21 protein-coding genes are annotated in these 20,525 nt (G+C 35.1%); 3 read left to right on the forward strand and 18 right to left on the reverse strand.

All coding sequences use genetic code 11. The annotated features are described in order from the left end of the window. Window positions 1–237: 237 nt before the first annotated feature. Window positions 238–906 carry a hypothetical protein gene (locus E0H99_RS03635; RefSeq protein WP_131991253.1) on the forward strand — a complete coding sequence of 223 codons (669 nt, stop codon included), beginning with the start codon at window positions 238–240 and terminating at the stop codon, window positions 904–906. A gap of 82 nt (window positions 907–988) precedes the next feature. Here the strand turns inward: E0H99_RS03635 and E0H99_RS03640 are convergent, their stop codons facing one another. The 18 genes from E0H99_RS03640 to aspS form a co-directional block, all read right to left on the reverse strand. After that, window positions 989–1,705 (reverse strand): DsbA family protein, encoded by a 717-nt coding sequence (locus E0H99_RS03640; protein WP_131991255.1) that lies wholly within the window; start codon window positions 1,703–1,705, stop codon window positions 989–991. Window positions 1,706–2,012: 307 nt separating this feature from the next. After that, complete coding sequence (locus E0H99_RS03645) at window positions 2,013–3,005, reverse strand: Gfo/Idh/MocA family protein (protein WP_131991257.1); 993 nt, start codon at window positions 3,003–3,005, stop codon at window positions 2,013–2,015. A 242-nt stretch (window positions 3,006–3,247) separates the two neighbouring features. Further along, on the reverse strand, window positions 3,248–4,618 hold the full coding sequence (locus E0H99_RS03650) for an NADH-quinone oxidoreductase subunit N (protein WP_131991259.1): 1,371 nt from the start codon (window positions 4,616–4,618) through the stop codon (window positions 3,248–3,250). A gap of 13 nt (window positions 4,619–4,631) precedes the next feature. Next, entirely contained in the window at window positions 4,632–6,074 is a 1,443-nt protein-coding gene (locus tag E0H99_RS03655) for a NuoM family protein (protein ID WP_131991260.1), read from the reverse strand. A gap of 9 nt (window positions 6,075–6,083) precedes the next feature. Then, window positions 6,084–7,970, reverse strand: coding sequence for an NADH-quinone oxidoreductase subunit L (gene nuoL, locus E0H99_RS03660; RefSeq protein WP_131991262.1), 1,887 nt, complete (start codon window positions 7,968–7,970; stop codon window positions 6,084–6,086). Between the two features lie 6 nt (window positions 7,971–7,976). Then, window positions 7,977–8,297 (reverse strand): NADH-quinone oxidoreductase subunit NuoK, encoded by a 321-nt coding sequence (nuoK, locus tag E0H99_RS03665; protein ID WP_066079401.1) that lies wholly within the window; start codon window positions 8,295–8,297, stop codon window positions 7,977–7,979. Between the two features lies 1 nt (window position 8,298). Beyond that, entirely contained in the window at window positions 8,299–8,811 is a 513-nt protein-coding gene (locus tag E0H99_RS03670; protein ID WP_131991264.1) for an NADH-quinone oxidoreductase subunit J, read from the reverse strand. Next, a complete protein-coding gene (locus E0H99_RS03675; protein ID WP_131991266.1) occupies window positions 8,811–9,356 on the reverse strand; it encodes a NuoI/complex I 23 kDa subunit family protein in 546 nt (181 codons plus the stop codon). Before E0H99_RS03675 ends, E0H99_RS03670 begins: the two co-directional genes overlap by 1 nt. Window positions 9,357–9,471: 115 nt before the next feature. After that, entirely contained in the window at window positions 9,472–10,524 is a 1,053-nt protein-coding gene (nuoH, locus tag E0H99_RS03680; protein WP_131991268.1) for an NADH-quinone oxidoreductase subunit NuoH, read from the reverse strand. Beyond that, window positions 10,517–11,566 carry a 2Fe-2S iron-sulfur cluster-binding protein gene (locus E0H99_RS03685; RefSeq protein WP_131991270.1) on the reverse strand — a complete coding sequence of 350 codons (1,050 nt, stop codon included), beginning with the start codon at window positions 11,564–11,566 and terminating at the stop codon, window positions 10,517–10,519. Before E0H99_RS03685 ends, nuoH begins: the two co-directional genes overlap by 8 nt. A 67-nt stretch (window positions 11,567–11,633) precedes the next feature. Continuing rightward, complete coding sequence (nuoF, locus tag E0H99_RS03690) at window positions 11,634–13,001, reverse strand: NADH-quinone oxidoreductase subunit NuoF (RefSeq protein ID WP_131991272.1); 1,368 nt, start codon at window positions 12,999–13,001, stop codon at window positions 11,634–11,636. Window position 13,002: 1 nt separating this feature from the next. Continuing rightward, the gene (locus E0H99_RS03695; protein WP_131991274.1) at window positions 13,003–13,533 is read right to left on the reverse strand and encodes a complex I 24 kDa subunit family protein; all 531 of its coding nucleotides are present in this window, start codon (window positions 13,531–13,533) and stop codon (window positions 13,003–13,005) included. Window positions 13,534–13,585: 52 nt separating this feature from the next. Further along, window positions 13,586–14,824, reverse strand: a complete 1,239-nt coding sequence (locus E0H99_RS03700) for an NADH-quinone oxidoreductase subunit D (RefSeq protein ID WP_131991276.1) — start codon at window positions 14,822–14,824, stop codon at window positions 13,586–13,588. A gap of 35 nt (window positions 14,825–14,859) precedes the next feature. Next, entirely contained in the window at window positions 14,860–15,381 is a 522-nt protein-coding gene (locus E0H99_RS03705) for an NADH-quinone oxidoreductase subunit C (RefSeq protein ID WP_131991278.1), read from the reverse strand. A 3-nt stretch (window positions 15,382–15,384) separates the two neighbouring features. Further along, window positions 15,385–15,933 carry an NADH-quinone oxidoreductase subunit B gene (locus E0H99_RS03710; RefSeq protein WP_131991280.1) on the reverse strand — a complete coding sequence of 183 codons (549 nt, stop codon included), beginning with the start codon at window positions 15,931–15,933 and terminating at the stop codon, window positions 15,385–15,387. Window positions 15,934–16,059: 126 nt separating this feature from the next. Continuing rightward, window positions 16,060–16,425 carry an NADH-quinone oxidoreductase subunit A gene (locus E0H99_RS03715; RefSeq protein WP_131991282.1) on the reverse strand — a complete coding sequence of 122 codons (366 nt, stop codon included), beginning with the start codon at window positions 16,423–16,425 and terminating at the stop codon, window positions 16,060–16,062. A gap of 297 nt (window positions 16,426–16,722) precedes the next feature. Then, window positions 16,723–16,917, reverse strand: a complete 195-nt coding sequence (locus E0H99_RS03720) for a cold-shock protein (RefSeq protein ID WP_007137066.1) — start codon at window positions 16,915–16,917, stop codon at window positions 16,723–16,725. A 126-nt stretch (window positions 16,918–17,043) separates the two neighbouring features. Continuing rightward, window positions 17,044–18,795 (reverse strand): aspartate--tRNA ligase, encoded by a 1,752-nt coding sequence (gene aspS, locus E0H99_RS03725; RefSeq protein WP_131991284.1) that lies wholly within the window; start codon window positions 18,793–18,795, stop codon window positions 17,044–17,046. Window positions 18,796–18,945: 150 nt separating this feature from the next. On the opposite strand from aspS, the gene E0H99_RS03730 reads away from it, so the two are divergent. Together E0H99_RS03730 and E0H99_RS03735 are read left to right on the forward strand one after the other, a co-directional pair. Then, the gene (locus E0H99_RS03730) at window positions 18,946–19,944 is read left to right on the forward strand and encodes a TlpA family protein disulfide reductase (RefSeq protein WP_131991286.1); all 999 of its coding nucleotides are present in this window, start codon (window positions 18,946–18,948) and stop codon (window positions 19,942–19,944) included. A 174-nt stretch (window positions 19,945–20,118) separates the two neighbouring features. Beyond that, entirely contained in the window at window positions 20,119–20,466 is a 348-nt protein-coding gene (locus tag E0H99_RS03735) for a toxin-antitoxin system YwqK family antitoxin (protein ID WP_131991288.1), read from the forward strand. Window positions 20,467–20,525 lie beyond the last annotated feature (59 nt).

A 20,525-nucleotide genomic window follows, 5' to 3' on the forward strand; every position in this document is an offset into this window, starting at 1 on the left:
AGAATTGTATTAAAAAAATCTTAATGTTCGCTTCTAAATAAAATTATTTTTTATTTTTTTTTGAAATACTAACGTGTTGATTTTAAATAAATTACTCGTATAGAATTTATTCAAAATCTAAAAACACAAAACCGTGGTTCAAATCTTTGGCATGCTACTTGAATATACCTAATCAAATAAGTAAAAAAGCGTAAGCCGAAAAGCTCAAGAGTAGGCAAAATTCAAAATATATGTATCATGAAAAAAATTACCCTTTTAGTAGCTAGTATCTTCGTATTTGGAGGTAGTGTAGTGAATGCAGCAGAAAAAATCAATTTTTCTGTTGAAAGAAGATCTCCAGTAGATTTTAGAAATGCCGACCCAATTGTGTTTACAGAAAGAGGAATTGAGTTCTTCATATTCCCTGACGGACAATTTGATTTTAATACACGCCCTTCAACCGGTTCAACTGGTGGTATGTATTATAAAGTTGGCAAAAAAAATGGAAAAAATAAAACGTATGGTGCGCCAGCAAATGTTCGAAATGGAAATTACGGTGTAAAAGTAGAGCACGACAACATGGGTAGAGTAAGGCAAGTTGGAAATGTGTTTATCAACTATGATTCAAATGATAGAATCAAACGCGTAGGTTCAGTTTACATGACATATAACCGTTATGCTTTGGAACGAGTAGGGGGGCTGGAAATTATCTACAACCGTCGTGGTCAAATTGTTGATGTCGTTGGAACTGTAAAAGGAGGAAGAGTTTATGAATACAACCAAAACAACAATGGGTACAACGATTATGGCAACAACCAAAACTCGAATGATGATGACTATTACTATTACAGAACAAATGGTACAAAAGCCAAAATCGAGGACACTAGAGAATCCGGTAGTGTAGCCATTAGAATAGACAGAAGATAGTTTAGTTAGTTATAAGTGGTTTGTTTAAGAATTCCCGTTGGTATTTGTGCCAACGGGAATTTTGTTTGAAGTTATTTTTGTTTTAGTCACATCCGTCAATTCCGCAGCTGTCTCCATCGGTAGTATTTAATAAAGTAGGCTTTATTTCAAATTTACCTTCTTCCCATACTTTTTCGAGTGTTTTTACAAACGTTTCAACATGTTGCGCCCCAGAAACTGCATATTTACTATCGAAAACAAAAAAAGGAACACCTTGAACACCGATAGATTGCGCTGCTGCAATGTCCTGCTGTACTTCATTTGCGTAGGCATCAGAATACAATACTTCGTCAATAGTTTCGGCATTCAGTCCTACTTCCAGTCCCAACGCTTTCAATGTGTCCAAATCATTAACATTCTTGCCATCGGTTAAATAGGCTTTGAATAATAATTCTTCTAAGGCATTCGCCAAATTATACTTTTTAGCCAAATGTAACAAGCGATGCGCATTCAATGAATTAGCCATAACTGCTTTTTCAAAATGAAAATCCAATCCTGAATTTTTTGCATTTTGAGTCATGTTATCGAGCATGTCTTGTGCCCAATCCCTATCTTTTCTGTATTTTTCGGCTAAATGATCCGCCATATTGTCTTCAGGCGAAGCAATAAAGCTTGGGTCTAACTGAAAACTTTTCCATTCAATTTCGACTGCGTTTTTGTGTTCAAAAAGCTCCAAAGCGCCTTCTATTCTTCTTTTTCCTATATAACAATACGGACACATGATATCCGACCAGATTTGCACTTTTAATTTATTTTCCATTTTCATTTATTTAATAAACGATTAAGTCATTTGTATATACAAATGTAATAAAAGAAGTTTGAAACTAATTCCATATTATGCTTTTATTAGGAATTGGCAGATTGATATTTGTTTAAAAAGAGTGCTATTGAATCGAATAAATTCTCAGTTCAATTTTTATTTATTACAAATACACTTCGTTACGTAGCTGGTTCTATGATGCAAAAATAATCAATTCAGTTTGAGCTGTTTTACCTTTAGGTTTTTATTGGTAATTCTTCCCTTTTGGAAATTTATCGTAAAAATTCAAACCGTTTTTTATTACACCCTAAATATTACCGATAATCTTGTCCATAACCCAACTGGTATGAGCGCCTGTCAAACCATTGGAAGGATGCTTGCTGTTCCCCAAAAGATGTTCCCGAATTTGCTGTACATGATACAGTTGTATGTTTTCCGGATGCGCAATAAAAAGTTCTGTTTTTCCTTGTTTGTTCGAAAGCACTATTGGTTCATCATCAAATATAGAGAATGCTATTTTACCTTTACTTCCAAAAATTTCTACCGTATCTTCCCGTTCATAACATCCAAAATTCCAGCTGCCTGTACCCGTAATTCCCGACTCATGTAGCCAAGAGGCAGTAGCCGCATCTTTGGCGGAATACAATCCCTGCTGGTTAAGACTAATACCGGAAACCGCTGTTATATCTCCTAAAAGATAGATGAACAAATCCAACCCATGACTGGCTAAATCATCAAAATAACCACCAGTAGCTATTTTAGCGTCAGTTCTCCAGTTATAGTTTCCTGACAAATCTTGAGGTGTTGCAGGTTTACTCAAATGCCACCTTATATGTCGGACTTCACCAATTTCATTGGCATCAATCCATGTTTTTATCTGTTTGAAACGAGGGAGTGAACGCCTGTAATAAGCAACAAACAAAGGAATATTTTTAGCTGTAAAGGCTTGATGAATCGCCAGACTGTCTTGATAATTTGACGCTAACGGTTTTTCGATACAACAGGGTTTTCCCGCTAACGCTACTTTAAGTCCGTAGTATTTATGGGTATCCGGAGGAGTCGCAATATAAACCGCATCAATTTCGGGATCGTTGATTAGCGCATCTGCATCCGTATAATATTTAGTAATTCCATGTCTTCTGGCATAATCGGCAGCTTTGTCACCATCTCTTCTCATTACCGCTGTGAGCTGAAACCCTTCTGTTTTCTGATAGGCAGGACCACTTTTTATCTCTGTAACATTTCCACATCCCACAATACCCCAACGAATAATTTCTGGTTCTATATTTTTATTAATCATTTTTACTTGATTTTAGATCTGTACCCTGCTCTACGAAGTGTTCGTCGGTTACGCTGCACAAATGTCTCCGACTTTGAGCTGTGTTTTAATATCGATTATTCAACTCTTCCCGATTCTTTATATACTTACGTCAAAGTAAATATAATATAAAATTGTTGACCTGATGTTTTACAATTTGCTTCAAATAAAAAAACCATCAAAATTGCTCATGATGATTTTTTGTATATTTTTAAAACTTTGGTTTATGCCAATAAATCCAAAACTAAAGAAGGGAACAAACCTAATACGATATTCAAAACAATCGAAATAACGGCAACTGCATAAATGATAACCGGAGTTCCTTTTCGTTCTTCATTTGGTTCTTTGGTATACATCGCCAAAATCAATTTGAAGTAGTATCCAACGCTTATAATAGAATTCACCACTGCTACGATTACTAAAGCCAAATAACCCGCTTGAATCGTTTGATTGAACAAAACCAACTTAGCAAAGAATCCGGCAAAAATTGGAATACCGGCCATAGAAAGTAGTGCTGCCGTAAGAATGGCTGCCAACAATGGGTTGGTCTTTCCTAAACCATGAAAATTCACAATATCTTCGTTATCCCTATTTTTACAAACGTACAAAATCACACTAAAAGCCGCAATTCCAGATAAAGAATACGCTGAGGCATAATACAACAAACTTCCTGCAGAAGTAGATAGACTCAATAAAGTCATCAACATAAAACCGGCATGAGAAACTCCTGAAAAAGCCAACATACGTTTTACATTCGTTTGTCTCAAGGCCATAATATTACCAACAGTCATCGAAGCCATAGAAATTACTACAACAATGATTTTGAATGACTCAGAAATATCCGCATTCATAACGGATAATAATTTGTACAAAGTTGCCATGGCAACTACTTTCGCCAAAGTGCTCATCAATGCCGTTGTCAACGCTGGAGAACCTTCGTAAACATCCGGAGCCCAGAAATGAAACGGAACCGCAGCCACTTTAAACAACATTCCTATTGTTACCAATACAATTCCTATTGGAAACCAAATTGGCAATTCAGCTGATTGTGATAATTCACTGATTTCAGTAACATCAAAACTCCCCATGGCTCCGTAAATTAAACAGATACCAAACAGAATGATTCCCGAAGCAAAAGATCCCATTAAGAAATACTTCATTCCTGCTTCGTTACTTTTTAAATTCATACGATCACTTGCCGCAAGAATATAAAGTGCAATTGACAATACTTCGATTCCTAAAAAGAACATCGCTAAGTTTCCGAAAGAAACCATCGCCACTGCTCCTGCCAATAAAAATATTTTTATGGCAATATAATCTGAGATTTTAGATTGATGATTTTCGTAAAAATTATGCCCTAAAGCCACCAAGAAAATGGTAAGCACAATAAACAAAGACGAAAAAGTACTTGAAAATTTACTCACAACAATCATGTTGTTATAGTAACTTTCCGTTGAATTAAATTCAGATATGGTTAAACCCAGCACTCCCAATAATCCAATGATTGTTATTGGAACAATGGCTTTCCTTAAATTAAAAATTTCAAATAAAAGGCATAAAACACCTAATCCTATTATAGCTATTAATGTATTCATTTTTTTATTTGACTTAGTTAATTCGGTTTATTTGAGTTAAAATTTCTTCAAGACTTGGGGTAATCAAATCGGTAATTGGCTTTGGATACATCCCAAAAAAGAATAAAACACCAATTATTAGTACCAAAGTTATTCCTTCATTGACAGTTATATCAGCAAAAACTTTTGAATTGGTTTCACCCAACATCGCATGTTGAAACATTTTCAACATATAATACGCTCCTAAAATTATTGTGGTTCCTCCTAAAATGGCAAACCAAATATTAATTTGTGAAAGACTGTATAAAACAGTGAATTCTCCAACAAAGTTAAAAGTAGTAGGCAAGGCAACAGATGCCAATACCAAAATTAAAAACATCGAGGTGAATTTTGGTGATTGGGTACGAATACCTCCCATTTCAGCAATGGCTCTGGTTTCGTATCTTCTAAAAATAATTTCAGCAACATAAAACAATCCAACAACTACAAACCCGTGTGCAATCATTTGTAAAACCGCGCCACGTAATCCGTCTAATGTCAAAGTGTACGTTCCGGCTGCAATTAAACCAACGTGAGCCAAAGAAGAATACGCTAATAATTTCTTTAAATCTTTTTGTCTTAATGCAACGATAGATCCATAAATTACACCCGCAATTCCAAGACCAATGAAAATGTACATGTATTCTTTGGCTGCCAATGGCGCCAATGGCAATTGCCAACGGATAACACTGTACAATCCCATTTTTAGCATGATACCAGATAAAAGCATCGTACCAACAGTTGGTGCTTTTTGGTACACATTTGCTTGCCAAGTGTGGAAAGGAATTAATGGAATCTTAATTGCATACGCCAAGAAGAAAGCCAGGAATATCCACAATTGTTCGGTTGCTGTTAAGTTCAATTTATATAAATCTTCTAATAAAAGACTACCTGCTTTTTGATACATATAAACAAAAGCCACGAGCATAAATAAGGAACCTGCAAGCGTGTAGATAAAAAATTTAACTACTGCTTTTTTACGTTCTTCTGTGTCCCCGTTACCCCACATTAATGCAATGAAGTAAATTGGAATCAATGACAATTCCCAAAAAATGTAATACAACAAACCGTCTGATGCCAAAAATGTTCCTGCCATTGCAAACGACATAAACAAGATTAACGCATAAAATGATTTTGAATTTTTATAGTCATTTCCAAAAGAAGAAAAAATAATTATTGGAGTCAAAACTGTGGTCAATAAAAGCATCGCCATCGATAATCCATCTGCTTTTAGAGCAAAAGAAATATTAGGTTGCGTGATCCACTGGTTGATGAAACTGATGTTTTTACCTAAATTATAGTGATTTAATAATACAATTGAAGCGGCGGCAGCAGCTAACCCAAAGAACAAAGCCACTTTTGAAGCCAGTTTATCGCCTGCAAGAAAAGTTGCAAACGCACCAACCAAAAGTATAATTAATATTAGAGATACATTCATGATATATGATTATTGTTGAGCTAAAAATAAATAAGAAACAATGGCACAAAGCCCTAATACGAAAACAAAAAGATAAAGACCAATGCTTCCATTTTGTATTTTCTTTCCTTGGCAACTTATTTCGTTGGTAACTTTTCCGAATCCAAAAACTAAAGCTGACAAACCTGTTTCTAGAGTATCTCTGAAAAAACGAGACAAAAGATTAATCGGTTTAACAAAAAGAGCGTCATAAAATTCATCAACATAATATTTATTGTAAAGCACTTTAGAAAATCCTGTAATGGCAGTATCTTCAGTCGGAACTGTATTTTGTTTGATGTATTTGGCGTAAGCAATACCAATTCCTACCAATCCACCCACAACAGCAATAGCCATCAAGATATATTCAGTAGTTCCTAAATGGTGTTCTGCAGTTGCTAATTTTGGTAAAATAGGAGTCAAATAGCCATTCAACCAACTGTTTCCAGGCAAACTGATCAAACCACCGATAGTAGCCAAAATTGCTAAAATAATCAAAGGAATGGTTATCAAAGAAGGACTTTCGTGCAAATGGTGTTTTTGTTCTGCTGTTCCTCTGAATTCTTGGAAAAACGTTAAAAACATTAAACGGAACATATAAAAAGCAGTCATTATAGAAGCAACCGAAGCCACAGCCCATAACGGAATGTTATGATGAAAAGCCACTAATAAAATTTCGTCTTTCGAGAAAAAACCTGAAAACAATGGAACTCCAGAAATTGCTAAAGAAGCAATTAACATTGTTGCAAACGTAATTGGCATCGCTTTTTTCAAACCGCCCATTTTACGCATGTCTTGTTCTCCGTGTAAAGCGTGAATAACAGAACCTGAACCTAAGAACAAACAAGCTTTGAAGAAGGCGTGTGTGATTACATGGAAAACAGCCACTTCATAAGCACCCAATCCCAAAGCCAGGAACATTAATCCCAATTGAGAAACGGTAGAATAAGCCAGTACTTTCTTGATATCATTTTGAACCAGTCCAATTGTTGCGGCTACCAAAGCAGTAACAGCTCCAACTATCGCGATTATAGATTGAACGCTTGGAACCAAATCAAACAAGAAATTTAATCTTGTTATCATAAAAATACCAGCGGTTACCATCGTAGCTGCGTGAATCAAGGCAGAAACAGGAGTTGGACCAGCCATTGCATCCGGTAGCCAAGTGTACAATGGAATTTGTGCCGATTTACCACAAGCTCCAATAAACAAAGCTAAGGCAGCAACCGAAAACCAAAAGTCATTATAATCTGGCGCAGTAGCTATGGCTGTTTTTAAAGTTGCAAAATCTACGGTTGAAAATAATGATCCAAGAATGAAAATCCCAATCAATAATCCTAAATCACCAATTCTGTTCATAATGAATGCTTTCTTAGCAGCGTCATTAAATTCTTGGTTTTTATGCCAAAATCCAATTAACAGATACGAACAAAGACCTACGCCTTCCCAACCGATGAACATCACTAATAAGTTACTTCCAATTACTAAAAGAATCATGAAGAATATAAACAGATTCAAATACGCAAAGAACTTGTGCATATTTTCATCTTCATGCATGTAGCTGATAGAGTACAAATGAATCAATGATCCAATTCCGGTTACGAACAGCAACCATAAAATTGACAATTGATCCAATTGAAATCCAAAATCAACTTTGAAATTGCTGATTTGAATCCAGTCAAAAAGAACAATTCGAATTCCTTCCGGTTGCGCAGCTATTCCACTGAAGAAATAAACAGTCGCAATAAAAGAAACCACAACTGACAAGGTTCCTAATATTCCTGATAGCGATTTTCCCAGACTTTTGCCAAAGAAAACATTCATTAAAAATCCTAAAAAAGGAGCAAGAACTAAAACTAAAGCTATATTGGTATTCATTTCCATTTATCCTTTTAAGTTTTTTAAATTATCGATAGTAATTGAACCTAAATTTCTAAAAATAGAAACTAGAATTGCCAATCCTACCGCAACTTCTGCCGCAGCAACAGCCATCGAGAAGAACACAAAAACTTGTCCTTGCGCATCTTGATGATAGGTCGAAAATGCTACAAACAATAAGTTTACTGCATTCAGCATAATTTCAATTGACATAAATACGATAATGGCATTTCGTCTGTACAATACTCCGAAAACTCCAATACAAAAAAGTATTACGCTTAGGAATATATAATTTTCAATACCAATGTGGTTTAAAATATTGTTCATCTTATTTTTGCAATTTTTCTTTTTTAGACAATAACACAGTACCAATCATAGCGACCAAAAGTAATATAGAGGCAAATTCAAACGGAACCATATATTCATTCAGGAGTATTTTACCCAATACTTTTATAGACTGATAATCTTCACCGGTAGTTACGTATTCTCCAACAATAGGTTTTGAGTTGATGAAAATCAGAATCAGGACAATACATATCAAACAAAAAGAAACAATAGCCCCTAAACGTGTAATCCTTGGTTTATGTACCTCATGCTCTTCATTTAAATTCATCAACATGATGGTGAATAAAAACAAAATCATAATCGCTCCAGAATACACAATAATGTGGACTATCGCTAAAAATTGAGCATTCAATAATAGATAATGACCCGCAATCGAAAAGAAACAAATCACTAAATAAATAGCACTGTGAATCGGATTTTTGCTAAAAATTGTCAAAAATGCGGTTGCTAATGTGATAGCAGCCAATACACAAAAAATTATAAGTATCGTAGACATTAATTAGCGTTTTTAAGTTGAGCATTTTTCATTGCGATATCTAAAGGCATGACTAATTTATCTTTTCCAAAAATAAAATCTTCTCTTTCATAGCTGGAAGGAACCAATACTTTGGATGTAGTCAGATAAATAGCGTCTTTTGGGCAAGCTTCTTCACACAATCCACAGAAAATGCAACGCAACATATTGATCTCATATATCGATGCATATTTTTCTTCTCTGTACAAATGTTTTTCATCCCCTCTGCGTTCTTCTGCTTTCATCGTGATCGCTTCTGCAGGACAAGACAAAGCGCATAAACCACAAGCCGTACAATTCTCACGACCCTCCTCATCACGCTTCAACATGTGCTGACCGCGATAAACTGAACTTCTTTCACGTACTTGTTCCGGATATTGAATCGTTACTTTTCTTTTAAACAAATGCTGAATCGTAATTATCAAACCTTTGACAATCGCAACAAGATACATTCTTTCCCAAAAAGTCATCTCCTTGTTAGAGACCAGCTTTTTTCTTCCCGATAAGGATATACTTTCTATTGACATTTTTTTTATTTATTTGAAGCTTAATCCTGCTTTTCGTTTCAATCTTTATTGTTTTTAAAGAAAAAACAATAAAGGATTTCCACTGCTATCAGGGCTAGGGCTTTTTCGGTACTAATTAAAATCCTAAATAAGTTGCAATTTCACTTCTCAAAATTACAATTCCGGTAATCATAATATTGATAATGGATAATGGAATTAAAATCCTCCAACCCAAATGCATCAATTGATCGTATCTGAATCTTGGAATAGTCCAACGAACCCACATATAGAAAAAGATGAATCCACATAATTTGATAAACAAAGCACCAAATCCTATAATATTAGCAATATTCACACCCCAATTTTCTACCGCCCAACTCATTCCGGGATAATTATATCCTCCGAAGAATAAAACCGCTAAAATCGTAGAAGAAATAAACATATTCGCATATTCAGCAAATAGATAGAATCCCATTTTCATCGATGAATATTCCGTATGATAACCTCCAATTAATTCCGTTTCGCATTCCGCTAAATCAAAAGGAGTTCTATTGGTTTCTGCAAAAGCACAAATTAAAAATATAATAAAAGATAACGGTTGGTAAAACACATTCCAATTCATTCCTGCTTGTTGTGCCGAAATCTCTCTTAAACTCAACGTTCCGGTCATCATCAACAAAGCAATCAAGGAAAGTCCCATAGCTACTTCATAAGAGACCATTTGCGAAGCAGCACGAACGGCGCCTATCAAAGAGAACTTATTATTAGATGCCCAACCACCAATCATAATTCCGTAAACACCCACTGAAACAACTCCAATAAAGTATAACAATCCAATGTTTAAATCAGTAGCCTGCAATAAAATATCTCTTCCAAACAAATGCAGCCTGTCTCCCCAAGGAATTACGGCACTAGTCATTAAAGCGGTACTCATAGCAATTGCTGGACCAACAAAAAACAAAAATCTGTTTGGTGTATTTGGTTCAAATTCTTCTTTCGAAAATAATTTTAAACCATCGGCAAGCGGTTGAAATAATCCAAAAGGACCCGCTCTGTTTGGTCCAACACGATCTTGAAGCCAAGCGGCAACTTTTCGTTCCGCCCAAGTGGAATACATTGCCATCAACATTGTCAAAGCAAAAACTGCAACAATAATGACACTTTTTTCTATGATAATAGTACTATCCATTATTACCCAAGCTTTTTTGATTAATAATGTCTTCCTCAGTCAATGGAATTTCGACCATGCTTATTTTTTTGCGGTCTTCTTCTCTACCTAAAAGGATATGATCTTCGGTAGCGATTTCCACTTTTTGTAATTTTCTGTTGTATTTATTTTGGTTGATAACCGAATCTTTTTCAAATGCTCTCGGTCCTTCAATAGTCCAATCTGCAATTTCTTTATGGTCAAAACGACATCCATTACAAATAAATTCATCTACTTCATGGTACTCATCTTTTCTTCCGGTAACACGTTGGATTTCGTCACCAAACATCCAAACGGTAGTTTTTCCAGAACAAGTAGGACAATTTCTGTGTGCATTATAAGGCTTACTGAACCAAACTCTAGATTTGAATCTAAACGTTTTATCAGTCAAAGCGCCTACCGGACAAACATCAATCATATTTCCGGAGAACTCATTATCAACCGCTTTTGAGATACAAGTCGATATATTAGAATGGTCTCCTCTATCCATTACTCCGTGCACCCGATCGTCAGTCAATTGATCTGCAACCATTACACAACGGTAACAAAGAATACAACGGTTCATGTGTAATTGAATATTTGGACCAATGTTTTCTGGCTCAAATGTTCTTTTTTCTTCGATAAAACGAGTTTCTGATTTCCCGTGCTCAAAGCTTAAATTTTGCAAATCACATTCTCCTGCCTGATCACAAACCGGGCAATCTAATGGGTGATTGATTAATAAAAACTCTGTTACTGATTTTCTGGCTTCGGTTACTCTTGGCGAAGATTTACTGTTCACTTCCATTCCGTCCATACAACCCGTTACACAAGATGCCATTAATTTAGGCATTGGTCTTGGATCAGCTTCACTACCTTTTGCAACTTCCACTAAACAACAACGGCATTTTCCACCGCTACCTTTTAGTTTAGAATAATAGCACATTGCTGGCGGAACTACTTCTCCACCTATCATACGTGCTGCCTGCAGGATTGTTGTTCCTGGTTCTACTTCTATGCTTTGACCGTCTATGGTTACTTTCATTATCTACCAATATTTAACTCCTACGGAGTATCTTAATTCTGAAATCAAAAATCGTTAATCCTCAATCTTAAATCATTTCTTTAGAAACTAAATGCTTTACTTTTTCAAAAGGCTCAGCAACAAAATGATCTCTATTTTTTATTTTTTCCGGGAAACGAATATGGTATTCAAACTCCTCTCTAAAGTGACGAATTGCTGCTGCCACTGGCCAAGCTGCCGCGTCACCTAACGGGCAAATTGTATTTCCTTCAATTTTACTTTGAATACTCAATAGCAAATCGATATCTTCTTCACGACCGTGACCATTTTCGATTCGGTGCAATACTTTTTCCATCCATCCTGTTCCTTCACGACAAGGGGAACATTGTCCACAGCTTTCATGGTGGTAAAAACGAGAGAAATTCCAAGTATTACGAACAATACATGACGTATCATTATAAACAATAAATCCACCTGATCCTAACATAGAACCAGTTGCAAATCCACCGTCACTTAACGATTCATATGACATCAAACGATCTTCACCGTTTGCGGTTTTATAAATTAAATGGGCTGGTAAAACGGGAACAGAACTTCCTCCCGGAACAAAAGCTTTTAAAGGTCTGTCAGAACTCATTCCGCCTAAATATTCATCAGAATTCATGAATTCGTACACACTTAAACCCAATTCAATTTCGTAAACACCCGGATTTTTGATATGCCCAGAAGCCGAAATTAATTTGGTTCCTGTAGAACGTCCGATACCGATTTTAGCATATTCTGCACCTGTATTATTGATAATCCAAGGCACAGCGGCAATAGTTTCTACGTTATTTACAACCGTTGGATTTGCCCAAAGTCCTGAAATAGCAGGAAATGGTGGTTTGATACGAGGATTTCCTCTTTTCCCTTCCAAGGATTCAATCAATGCAGTTTCTTCACCACAAATGTAAGCTCCGGCACCACAATGAACATAAAGTTCTAAATCATACCCTGAACCTAAAATGTTTTTACCCAAAAATCCAGCAGCTTTTGCTTCATTAATGGCTCTTTCTAATATTTTATAAACCCACATGTATTCTCCACGAATGTAGATATACGAAAGGTTTGCGCCCAAAGCATAACTGGAAGTAATCATTCCTTCAATCAATAAATGAGGAATAAATTCCATCAAATAACGATCTTTGAAAGTACCCGGCTCTGATTCATCTGCATTACAAACTAAATGTCTTGGTTTTCCTGATTTTTTATCGATGAAACTCCATTTCATTCCTGCTGGGAATCCTGCGCCACCACGACCACGCAATCCTGAAGTTTTCACTTCTTCGACCACTTCGTCTGGTGTTAATGTTTTTATGGCTTTTTCTACTGAAGCATAACCCCCGTTTTGACGGTATACTTCGTAGGTTTTAATTCCTGGAATATTTATTTTATCTAATAATATTTTTTGTGACATATTATTTATCGTGTAATAGTATTGTATCGTTTTTGCAATCTTCAATTAACTGGTCGATTTTTTCCGCTGTCAAATGTTCTTTATAAAAATCACCTAATTGCATCATTGGAGCGTAACCACAAGCACCTAAACATTCAACGCCTCTAACTTCAAACAGACCGTCTGGAGTAGGTTCACCCACTTTTACACCCAATTTCTCACAGGTATAATCCATTAAATCTTCGACCCCATTCAAACAACAAGGAGAAGTTTGGCAAAATTCGAACATGTATTTTCCTATTGGCCTTTGGTTGTACATCGTATAAAACGATACTACTTCGTAAACTTCAATTGGTTTAATCAAAAGGATTTCGGCCACTTTATTCATTAATTCAATACTCAACCAATTCTCGTGAGCATCTTGAACTTCATGTAAAACAGGCAATAAAGCTGATTTTCTTTTGTCTTCAGGATAATGACTGATCAATTCATTGATGCGGTTCATCAATGCTTCAGTCATATTTATTTCTTGTTTGTGATATGTTCTTTCCATTTTTTCTTTTAAATCTGAAATCTAAAATCGTTAAATCAACAATCTGAAATCTTTATGCGTCTAATTCTCCGGCAATAACATTTAAACTTGACAAAATAACAATTGCATCCGATAGTAATGAACCTTTAATCATTTCTGGATACGCTTGATAGTAAATAAAACAAGGTCTGCGGAAATGCAATCTATAAGGAGTCCGACTTCCGTCAGTAACCAAATAAAAACCTAGTTCTCCATTTCCGCCTTCAACAGGATGGTAGATTTCGGCAACTGGAACAGGAACTTCTCCCATAACAATTTTGAAATGGTAAATCAATGATTCCATACTGGTGTAAACATCTTCTTTTGGTGGAAGGTAATAATCAGGAACATCCGCATGAAAGTCATTTCCTTCAGGCATTTTTGCTAAAGCTTGACGAATAATGCTCAAACTCTCCCAAACTTCGGCATTACGGACACAAAAACGATCGTAAGTATCGCCTGATTTTCCAACAGGAATAATAAAATCGAAATCTTCGTAAGAAGAATACGGTTGCGACACCCTAACATCGTAATCAACACCTGCAGCACGTAAATTTGGACCTGTAAATCCGTAAGCCATCGCTTGTTCAGCTGTTATTGCTCCAACATTTACAGTTCTGTCAATAAAGATTCTATTTCTTTCGAATAAATTTTCAAATTCTTTCCAAGCTGCTGGAAATTCCTCTAAAAACACATCTAATTTTCTAAAAGCTTCTGGCGACCAATCTCTTTCGAAACCACCAATTCTTCCCATATTAGTAGTCAAACGCGCTCCACAAATTTCTTCGTAGATTTCATAGACTTTTTCTCTAAATTGGAATACATATAAAAATCCGGTATACGCTCCGGTATCCACACCAAGGATTGAATTACAGATAATATGATCCGTGATTCTAGCCAATTCCATGACAATAACTCTTAAATATTGCGCTCTTTTAGGAACTTCAATATCTAACAATTTTTCTAATGTCATCCACCAACCCATATTGTTTATAGGTGATGAACAATAGTTCATTCTATCAGTAAGAGGCGTGATTTGGTAAAAAGGACGATTTTCAGCGATTTTTTCGAAAGCTCTGTGAATGTAACCAATTGTTGGTTCCGCTTCCAGAATTCTTTCCCCATCCATCAACAAGATATTTTGAAAAATACCGTGTGTAGCTGGGTGAGTAGGCCCTAAATTTAGAATCGAAAGCTCGCTTCCATCTTCGTTTAGTTGGGCTGCAATTCTTTTAGTATAGCGATGCTCTGGGGGTAATAATAGTTCTGACATTTATTTAATGTGAAAAATTATAATAGTGTGTGTTTTTAATAATTGTCGGTTGTTCTTCCAAAGAAACGGTCATCTTTATCCGTTCTTCCGCTGTCTTCCATTGGAAATTCTTTTCGCATTGGAAAAGAAATCATTTCATCCATATTCAAAATACGTTTCAATTGTGGATGACCAATAAAATTTATCCCATAAAAATCAAACGTTTCTCTTTCCATCCAGTTAGAACTTAAGAAAATGTTTGATATCGTTTTTATTTCAGGGTTTTCACCATTGATAAAAGCCTTGATTTTAATCCTTTTGTTTTCGTACCAATTGTGCAAATGATATACTACCGCAAATTGATGATCAACATCATTATCCGGATAGTGAATCCCACATAAGTCCGTTAAAAAATGAAAACGCAATTCAGGATCATTTTTCAAAAAAAGAATCACTGCAGTAATTTTATCAGCAGCCACTTCAAATGAAAATATATCTTTTTCCTGATTGAATTCAAAAACAGCCGAATCAAATGTTTCAACTAATTTTTCTTGGATTTGTATCGTTTCTAGCGCCATTATTTATTTGATATTATAAGAAGCTAATAATTCTTGGTATTCTGGAGAACTTCTTCTTCTTACCGATTCCGTTTTAACCAATTCTTGCAATTTCATAACCCCGTCAACAATTTGTTCAGGTCTTGGTGGACAACCCGGAACATAAACGTCAACCGGAATTACTTTGTCAATCCCTTGTAAAACAGAATAGGTGTCAAAAATACCACCGGAACAAGCGCAAGCGCCAACAGCGATTACCCAACGAGGCTCTGACATCTGTTCGTATACCTGACGTAAGATTGGTGCCATTTTTTTTGAAATTGTTCCCATTACCATTAGCATATCCGCTTGACGAGGAGAAAAACTCACTCTCTCAGAACCAAAACGTGCTAAATCATAATGCGAAGCCATCGTTGCCATAAATTCAATCCCACAACATGAAGTTGCAAAAGGCAAAGGCCACAATGAATTTGCACGAGCCAATCCCACAACATCATTCAGTTTTGTAGCGAAGAAACCTTCACCAACAACACCTTCTGGAGGGGCAACCATATTTATATTTGAATCACTCATTTTTGTAAAATTATGAATTATGAATTATGAATTATGAGTTCGTAATTTAAAATTTAAAAACATTCTTTTAAATACTTTAGAAATTGAAATTTTTACAATCCGTAATTTCTAATTCGTAATTAATCTTTATTCCCACTCCAATGCTTTCTTTTTGATAATATAAAAGAAACCAACCAAAAGCAACATCATAAAAATCACCATTTTAACCATTCCTTCCATTCCTAACTCTTTGAAATTGACTGCCCATGGATACAAGAAAATTACCTCAACATCAAATAAGACAAATAAGATAGCAACAAGAAAATATTTAACTGAAAATGGAATTCTCGCATTTCCAACAGATTCAATACCACATTCGAAGTTTTTATCTTTGATTTCAGAGGAACGTTTAGGGCCTAATTTTCCTGAAACGAATATAGTACCCACAACAAATCCTACAGCTAGAATAAACTGCATTAAAATTGGGATATAATTTAATTGATCGGATTGCATATTATCGATTTTTTTGAATAAAAATAAGCCACAAAGATAACTTTCAAATTATTAAATAACAATAAAAACTCAAAAATACATCGCAACTATAACGTTGTAAATTTACAATTTTTATTAATTATAAATAAGGAAACATTTTTATCTTAAGATGTGTTTAACGTTTATAAAATTTAACAATCTTAAAAAGAAGGTTGATTTTTTTCGAAAGTGATAAAAATTTTGAATAAAAAAAAACGTTCCGAAATAAATCGGAACGTTTTTAAACATTCGTAGGCAAAAAAAAATAATTTTTTATGCTTAGATAACTGCTACTTTCGCAGCAACTTTTCCTTTTCTTCCTTCTTCTTCTTCATAGCTAACTCTGTCACCTTCGCGTAATTCTTCCGCGTTGATTCCTGATGCATGAACAAAAATGTCTTTTCCTGTTTCTTCGTCTGTAATGAATCCGTAACCTTTAGATTCATTGAAAAATTTAACTGTACCTGTACGCATTGTAATAGTAATAATAATTTATAATGAGGCAAATGTAATATTTAATATAATACGAAAGACATTCTTCTCTTTTTATTTTGTAAAAATATTGATATTCAACGTTTTCTAACTAATTTATACCGCAAATTATGATAAAACTAATTTTATATGCAACTCTTTCAATTGTGACTCGTCAATTGTTGACGGAGCATCAATCATAACATCTCTTCCTGAATTATTTTTTGGAAAAGCAATGAAGTCCCGAATCGTTTCCTGACCACCAAGAATTGCTACTAATCGATCCAATCCAAAAGCCAATCCTCCATGTGGTGGCGCACCAAACTGGAATGCATCCATCAAGAATCCGAATTGCGCTTTCGCCTCTTCTTCCGTGAACCCTAAATATTTAAACATTAATTGCTGAGTCGCTTTATCGTGAATACGAATTGAACCTCCACCAATTTCATTTCCATTCAAAACCATATCATACGCATTAGCACGAACTTTTCCTGGATTCGTTTCCAATAAGTGCATATCTTCTGGTTTAGGAGATGTAAACGGATGATGCATAGCATGGTAACGACCACTTTCTTCATCGAATTCCAACAAAGGAAAATCAACCACCCAAAGCGGCGCAAATTCAGCAGGATTTCTCAACCCTAATCGTGTTGCTAATTCCATACGCAACGCACTTAACTGCGTACGCGTTTTGTCAGCTGGACCAGAAAGCACAAAAATCATATCGCCCGGCTGAGCACCTGTAGTTTTTGCCCAAGCACTTAAATCATCTTGATCGTAGAATTTATCTACTGATGATTTATAAGTCCCGTCTTCATTGCATTTCACATACACCATTACTGACGCACCCACTTGAGGACGCTTTACCCAGTCAATTAATCCATCTATTTCCTTACGAGTATAGTTTCCAACTCCCGGAACCGCAATTCCCACCACCAACTCCGCAGCATTGAAAACCGGAAAATCTTTGTGTTGTGCAAATTGGTTCAACTCCCCAAACTCCATTCCGAAACGAATGTCCGGTTTGTCATTTCCATAGGTTTTCATGGCATATTCATAGGTAATTCTTGGAAATTTATCTACTTCAATCCCTTTTATTTCTTTTAGTAAATGTCTTGTCAATCCTTCGAAAACATTCAAAATATCTTCTTGTTCCACAAAAGCCATTTCACAATCGATTTGTGTAAATTCCGGCTGTCTGTCTGCACGTAAATCTTCATCACGGAAACATTTCACGATTTGGAAGTATTTATCCATTCCACCTACCATCAATAATTGCTTGAAAGTTTGTGGGGATTGTGGTAACGCATAAAATTGCCCTTCATTCATTCGAGAAGGAACAACAAAATCTCTGGCACCTTCTGGAGTAGATTTTATTAAATAAGGCGTTTCCACTTCACAAAAATCCAAATCCGAAAGGTATTTACGTACTTCCATCGCTACTTTATGACGAAACATCAAACTGTTTTTTACCGGATTTCTACGAATATCCAAGTAACGGTATTTCATTCTGATGTCTTCCCCACCGTCCGTTTCGTCTTCAATAGTGAAAGGAGGCGTAAGCGAAGCGTTAAGAATATTCAATTCTGTAACTAAAATCTCTATTTCGCCTGTTACGATATTTTTATTTTTGGCTTCACGCTCAATAACAGTCCCTTTTACCTGAATTACAAATTCACGACCAAGTGTTTTTGCCAGTTCAAAAACTGATTTTTCTGAACGACCTTCGTCGAAAATCAATTGCGTAATTCCATAACGGTCGCGTAAATCAACCCAGTTCATAAATCCCTTATCACGTGATTTTTGAACCCAACCTGCAAGTGTAACTTCGGTATTAATATGTGAGGCGTTCAATTCGCCACAGTTATGACTTCTATACATGATCAAAATTTTAGACTGCAAAAGTAAAAACAAATATTGTATTAAACCCTAAAACCATGAAACTTCAACGAAAATTAAATTATTGTTAATCTTTTGAAAATCATATATTAAATAATTAAGTTTGACTAACACAATCTAACCTCATCATTTATGAAAAAATTAGTACTTATTGCCATTCTATTTGCCGCTACGTTTTATAGTTACGGGCAAGGTCCAAATTACGTTTCTTTTAATGCCGAAATAGCCAACAGAAATGGAGATTCTATTTATATCAGAGATAACAAAAAAGTGATTCGAAAAATCCAAATCAATAAAGAAGGCGTTTTTAAAGATACCTTAAACATAAAAGACGGCTTATATCTAATGTTTGACGGGGTTGAATATACCAAATTGTATCTTAAAAACGGATATGATTTAAAGTTAAAAATGGATGCGAAACAATTTGACGAGTCCATTGTGTATTCAGGAAAAGGAGCTGTGGAGAACAATTTTTTGGCTCAAAACACCATATCAGAAAGCAAATTTAATTACGATGAAATGTTATCGACTAATGAAGAAGCTTTCAATAAATTAATTGCCGAGAAAAACAAAGCCGATTTAGCAAAATTAGAAACTAACAAAATGGATCCTAATTTTGTTGCTCTTCAAAAGAAAGATATTGAGAATAATTTAGACGGTTTGACTAAATATTACAAACAAGGTCAAGCGAACAATAAATTAAACAATTCCGCTTCTCCTTCGTTTGATTATGCTAATTACAAGGGTGGAAAAACTAAGTTGGAAGACTTTAAAGGAAAATATGTATATATAGACGTTTGGGCAACTTGGTGCGGACCTTGTCGTGCCGAAATTCCTTTCTTGAAAAAAGTTGAAGAAAAATACCATGATAAAAACATTGCTTTTGTGAGCATTTCTATTGATAAATTAAAGGATCTCGAAAAATGGAAAACCATGATAAAAGAAAAAGAATTGGGCGGTGTTCAGGTTTTTGCGGATAATGATTGGAATTCTCAATTTGTCAAAGACTTTAATATCACCGGAATCCCTAGGTTCATTTTGATAGATCCGAATGGAAAAGTTGTAAAAGCAGATGCGGCCAGACCTTCATCACCAAAACTACAAGAAGAGTTAGATGTTCTTTTAAAATAGGTCTCATAAAAATAACATAAACGAACCAATGTGAAAGCATTGGTTTTTTTATTTCTGGATATTCCCAATGTTAAGTTTTACTCCAATGTTACTAAATTGTTAAGTAATAGTTTTTTTATTGTAAAATGTTTTATATATTTGTTTAGTTAATATGAATTTAAAAATCCAAACGACATGAAAAAATATATAATCTTAACCGCACTATTATTCTCAGGCATTTTATTTGCACAAGAAAACAATCCAAAATTAGAAGCTGTAGGTGAGTTAGTAAAAACAACTTACTACTTTGAAAATGGAAAAGTACAACAGGAAGGCTTCTTTAAAAATGGCAAACTGGAAGGAGTTTGGACTTCATATGACACGAACGGCAACAAGTTATCTATTGCTAATTATGAAAAAGGTGAAAAAACTGGAAAATGGTTATTCTGGAATGGCAATAACTTAAGCGAAGTAGATTACTCTAACAGCAGAATTGCTTCAGTAAAAACATGGAAACAAGAAGCATTAGTCAACAGAGACTAAAAGCATCATAAAATACTTAAAAAAGCTTTCGTTAATTTCGGAAGCTTTTTTTGTATCTA

The sequence above is a fragment of the Flavobacterium sp. GT3P67 genome (genome assembly GCF_004349155.1).
In the GTDB taxonomy this organism is placed as follows: domain Bacteria; phylum Bacteroidota; class Bacteroidia; order Flavobacteriales; family Flavobacteriaceae; genus Flavobacterium; species Flavobacterium ranwuense.

What these genes read in the sequence shown, in the direction of transcription:
- E0H99_RS03635 (WP_131991253.1), top strand. Translation starts at nt 238, where the DNA reads ATGAAAAAAATTACCCTTTTAGTAGCTAGTATCTTCGTATTTGGAGGT.
- E0H99_RS03640 (WP_131991255.1), bottom strand. Translation starts at nt 1,705, where the DNA reads ATGGAAAATAAATTAAAAGTGCAAATCTGGTCGGATATCATGTGTCCG.
- E0H99_RS03645 (WP_131991257.1), bottom strand. Translation starts at nt 3,005, where the DNA reads ATGATTAATAAAAATATAGAACCAGAAATTATTCGTTGGGGTATTGTG.
- E0H99_RS03650 (WP_131991259.1), bottom strand. Translation starts at nt 4,618, where the DNA reads ATGAATACATTAATAGCTATAATAGGATTAGGTGTTTTATGCCTTTTA.
- E0H99_RS03655 (WP_131991260.1), bottom strand. Translation starts at nt 6,074, where the DNA reads ATGAATGTATCTCTAATATTAATTATACTTTTGGTTGGTGCGTTTGCA.
- nuoL (WP_131991262.1), bottom strand. Translation starts at nt 7,970, where the DNA reads ATGAATACCAATATAGCTTTAGTTTTAGTTCTTGCTCCTTTTTTAGGA.
- nuoK (WP_066079401.1), bottom strand. Translation starts at nt 8,297, where the DNA reads ATGAACAATATTTTAAACCACATTGGTATTGAAAATTATATATTCCTA.
- E0H99_RS03670 (WP_131991264.1), bottom strand. Translation starts at nt 8,811, where the DNA reads ATGTCTACGATACTTATAATTTTTTGTGTATTGGCTGCTATCACATTA.
- E0H99_RS03675 (WP_131991266.1), bottom strand. Translation starts at nt 9,356, where the DNA reads ATGTCAATAGAAAGTATATCCTTATCGGGAAGAAAAAAGCTGGTCTCT.
- nuoH (WP_131991268.1), bottom strand. Translation starts at nt 10,524, where the DNA reads ATGGATAGTACTATTATCATAGAAAAAAGTGTCATTATTGTTGCAGTT.
- E0H99_RS03685 (WP_131991270.1), bottom strand. Translation starts at nt 11,566, where the DNA reads ATGAAAGTAACCATAGACGGTCAAAGCATAGAAGTAGAACCAGGAACA.
- nuoF (WP_131991272.1), bottom strand. Translation starts at nt 13,001, where the DNA reads ATGTCACAAAAAATATTATTAGATAAAATAAATATTCCAGGAATTAAA.
- E0H99_RS03695 (WP_131991274.1), bottom strand. Translation starts at nt 13,533, where the DNA reads ATGGAAAGAACATATCACAAACAAGAAATAAATATGACTGAAGCATTG.
- E0H99_RS03700 (WP_131991276.1), bottom strand. Translation starts at nt 14,824, where the DNA reads ATGTCAGAACTATTATTACCCCCAGAGCATCGCTATACTAAAAGAATT.
- E0H99_RS03705 (WP_131991278.1), bottom strand. Translation starts at nt 15,381, where the DNA reads ATGGCGCTAGAAACGATACAAATCCAAGAAAAATTAGTTGAAACATTT.
- E0H99_RS03710 (WP_131991280.1), bottom strand. Translation starts at nt 15,933, where the DNA reads ATGAGTGATTCAAATATAAATATGGTTGCCCCTCCAGAAGGTGTTGTT.
- E0H99_RS03715 (WP_131991282.1), bottom strand. Translation starts at nt 16,425, where the DNA reads ATGCAATCCGATCAATTAAATTATATCCCAATTTTAATGCAGTTTATT.
- E0H99_RS03720 (WP_007137066.1), bottom strand. Translation starts at nt 16,917, where the DNA reads ATGCGTACAGGTACAGTTAAATTTTTCAATGAATCTAAAGGTTACGGA.
- aspS (WP_131991284.1), bottom strand. Translation starts at nt 18,795, where the DNA reads ATGTATAGAAGTCATAACTGTGGCGAATTGAACGCCTCACATATTAAT.
- E0H99_RS03730 (WP_131991286.1), top strand. Translation starts at nt 18,946, where the DNA reads ATGAAAAAATTAGTACTTATTGCCATTCTATTTGCCGCTACGTTTTAT.
- E0H99_RS03735 (WP_131991288.1), top strand. Translation starts at nt 20,119, where the DNA reads ATGAAAAAATATATAATCTTAACCGCACTATTATTCTCAGGCATTTTA.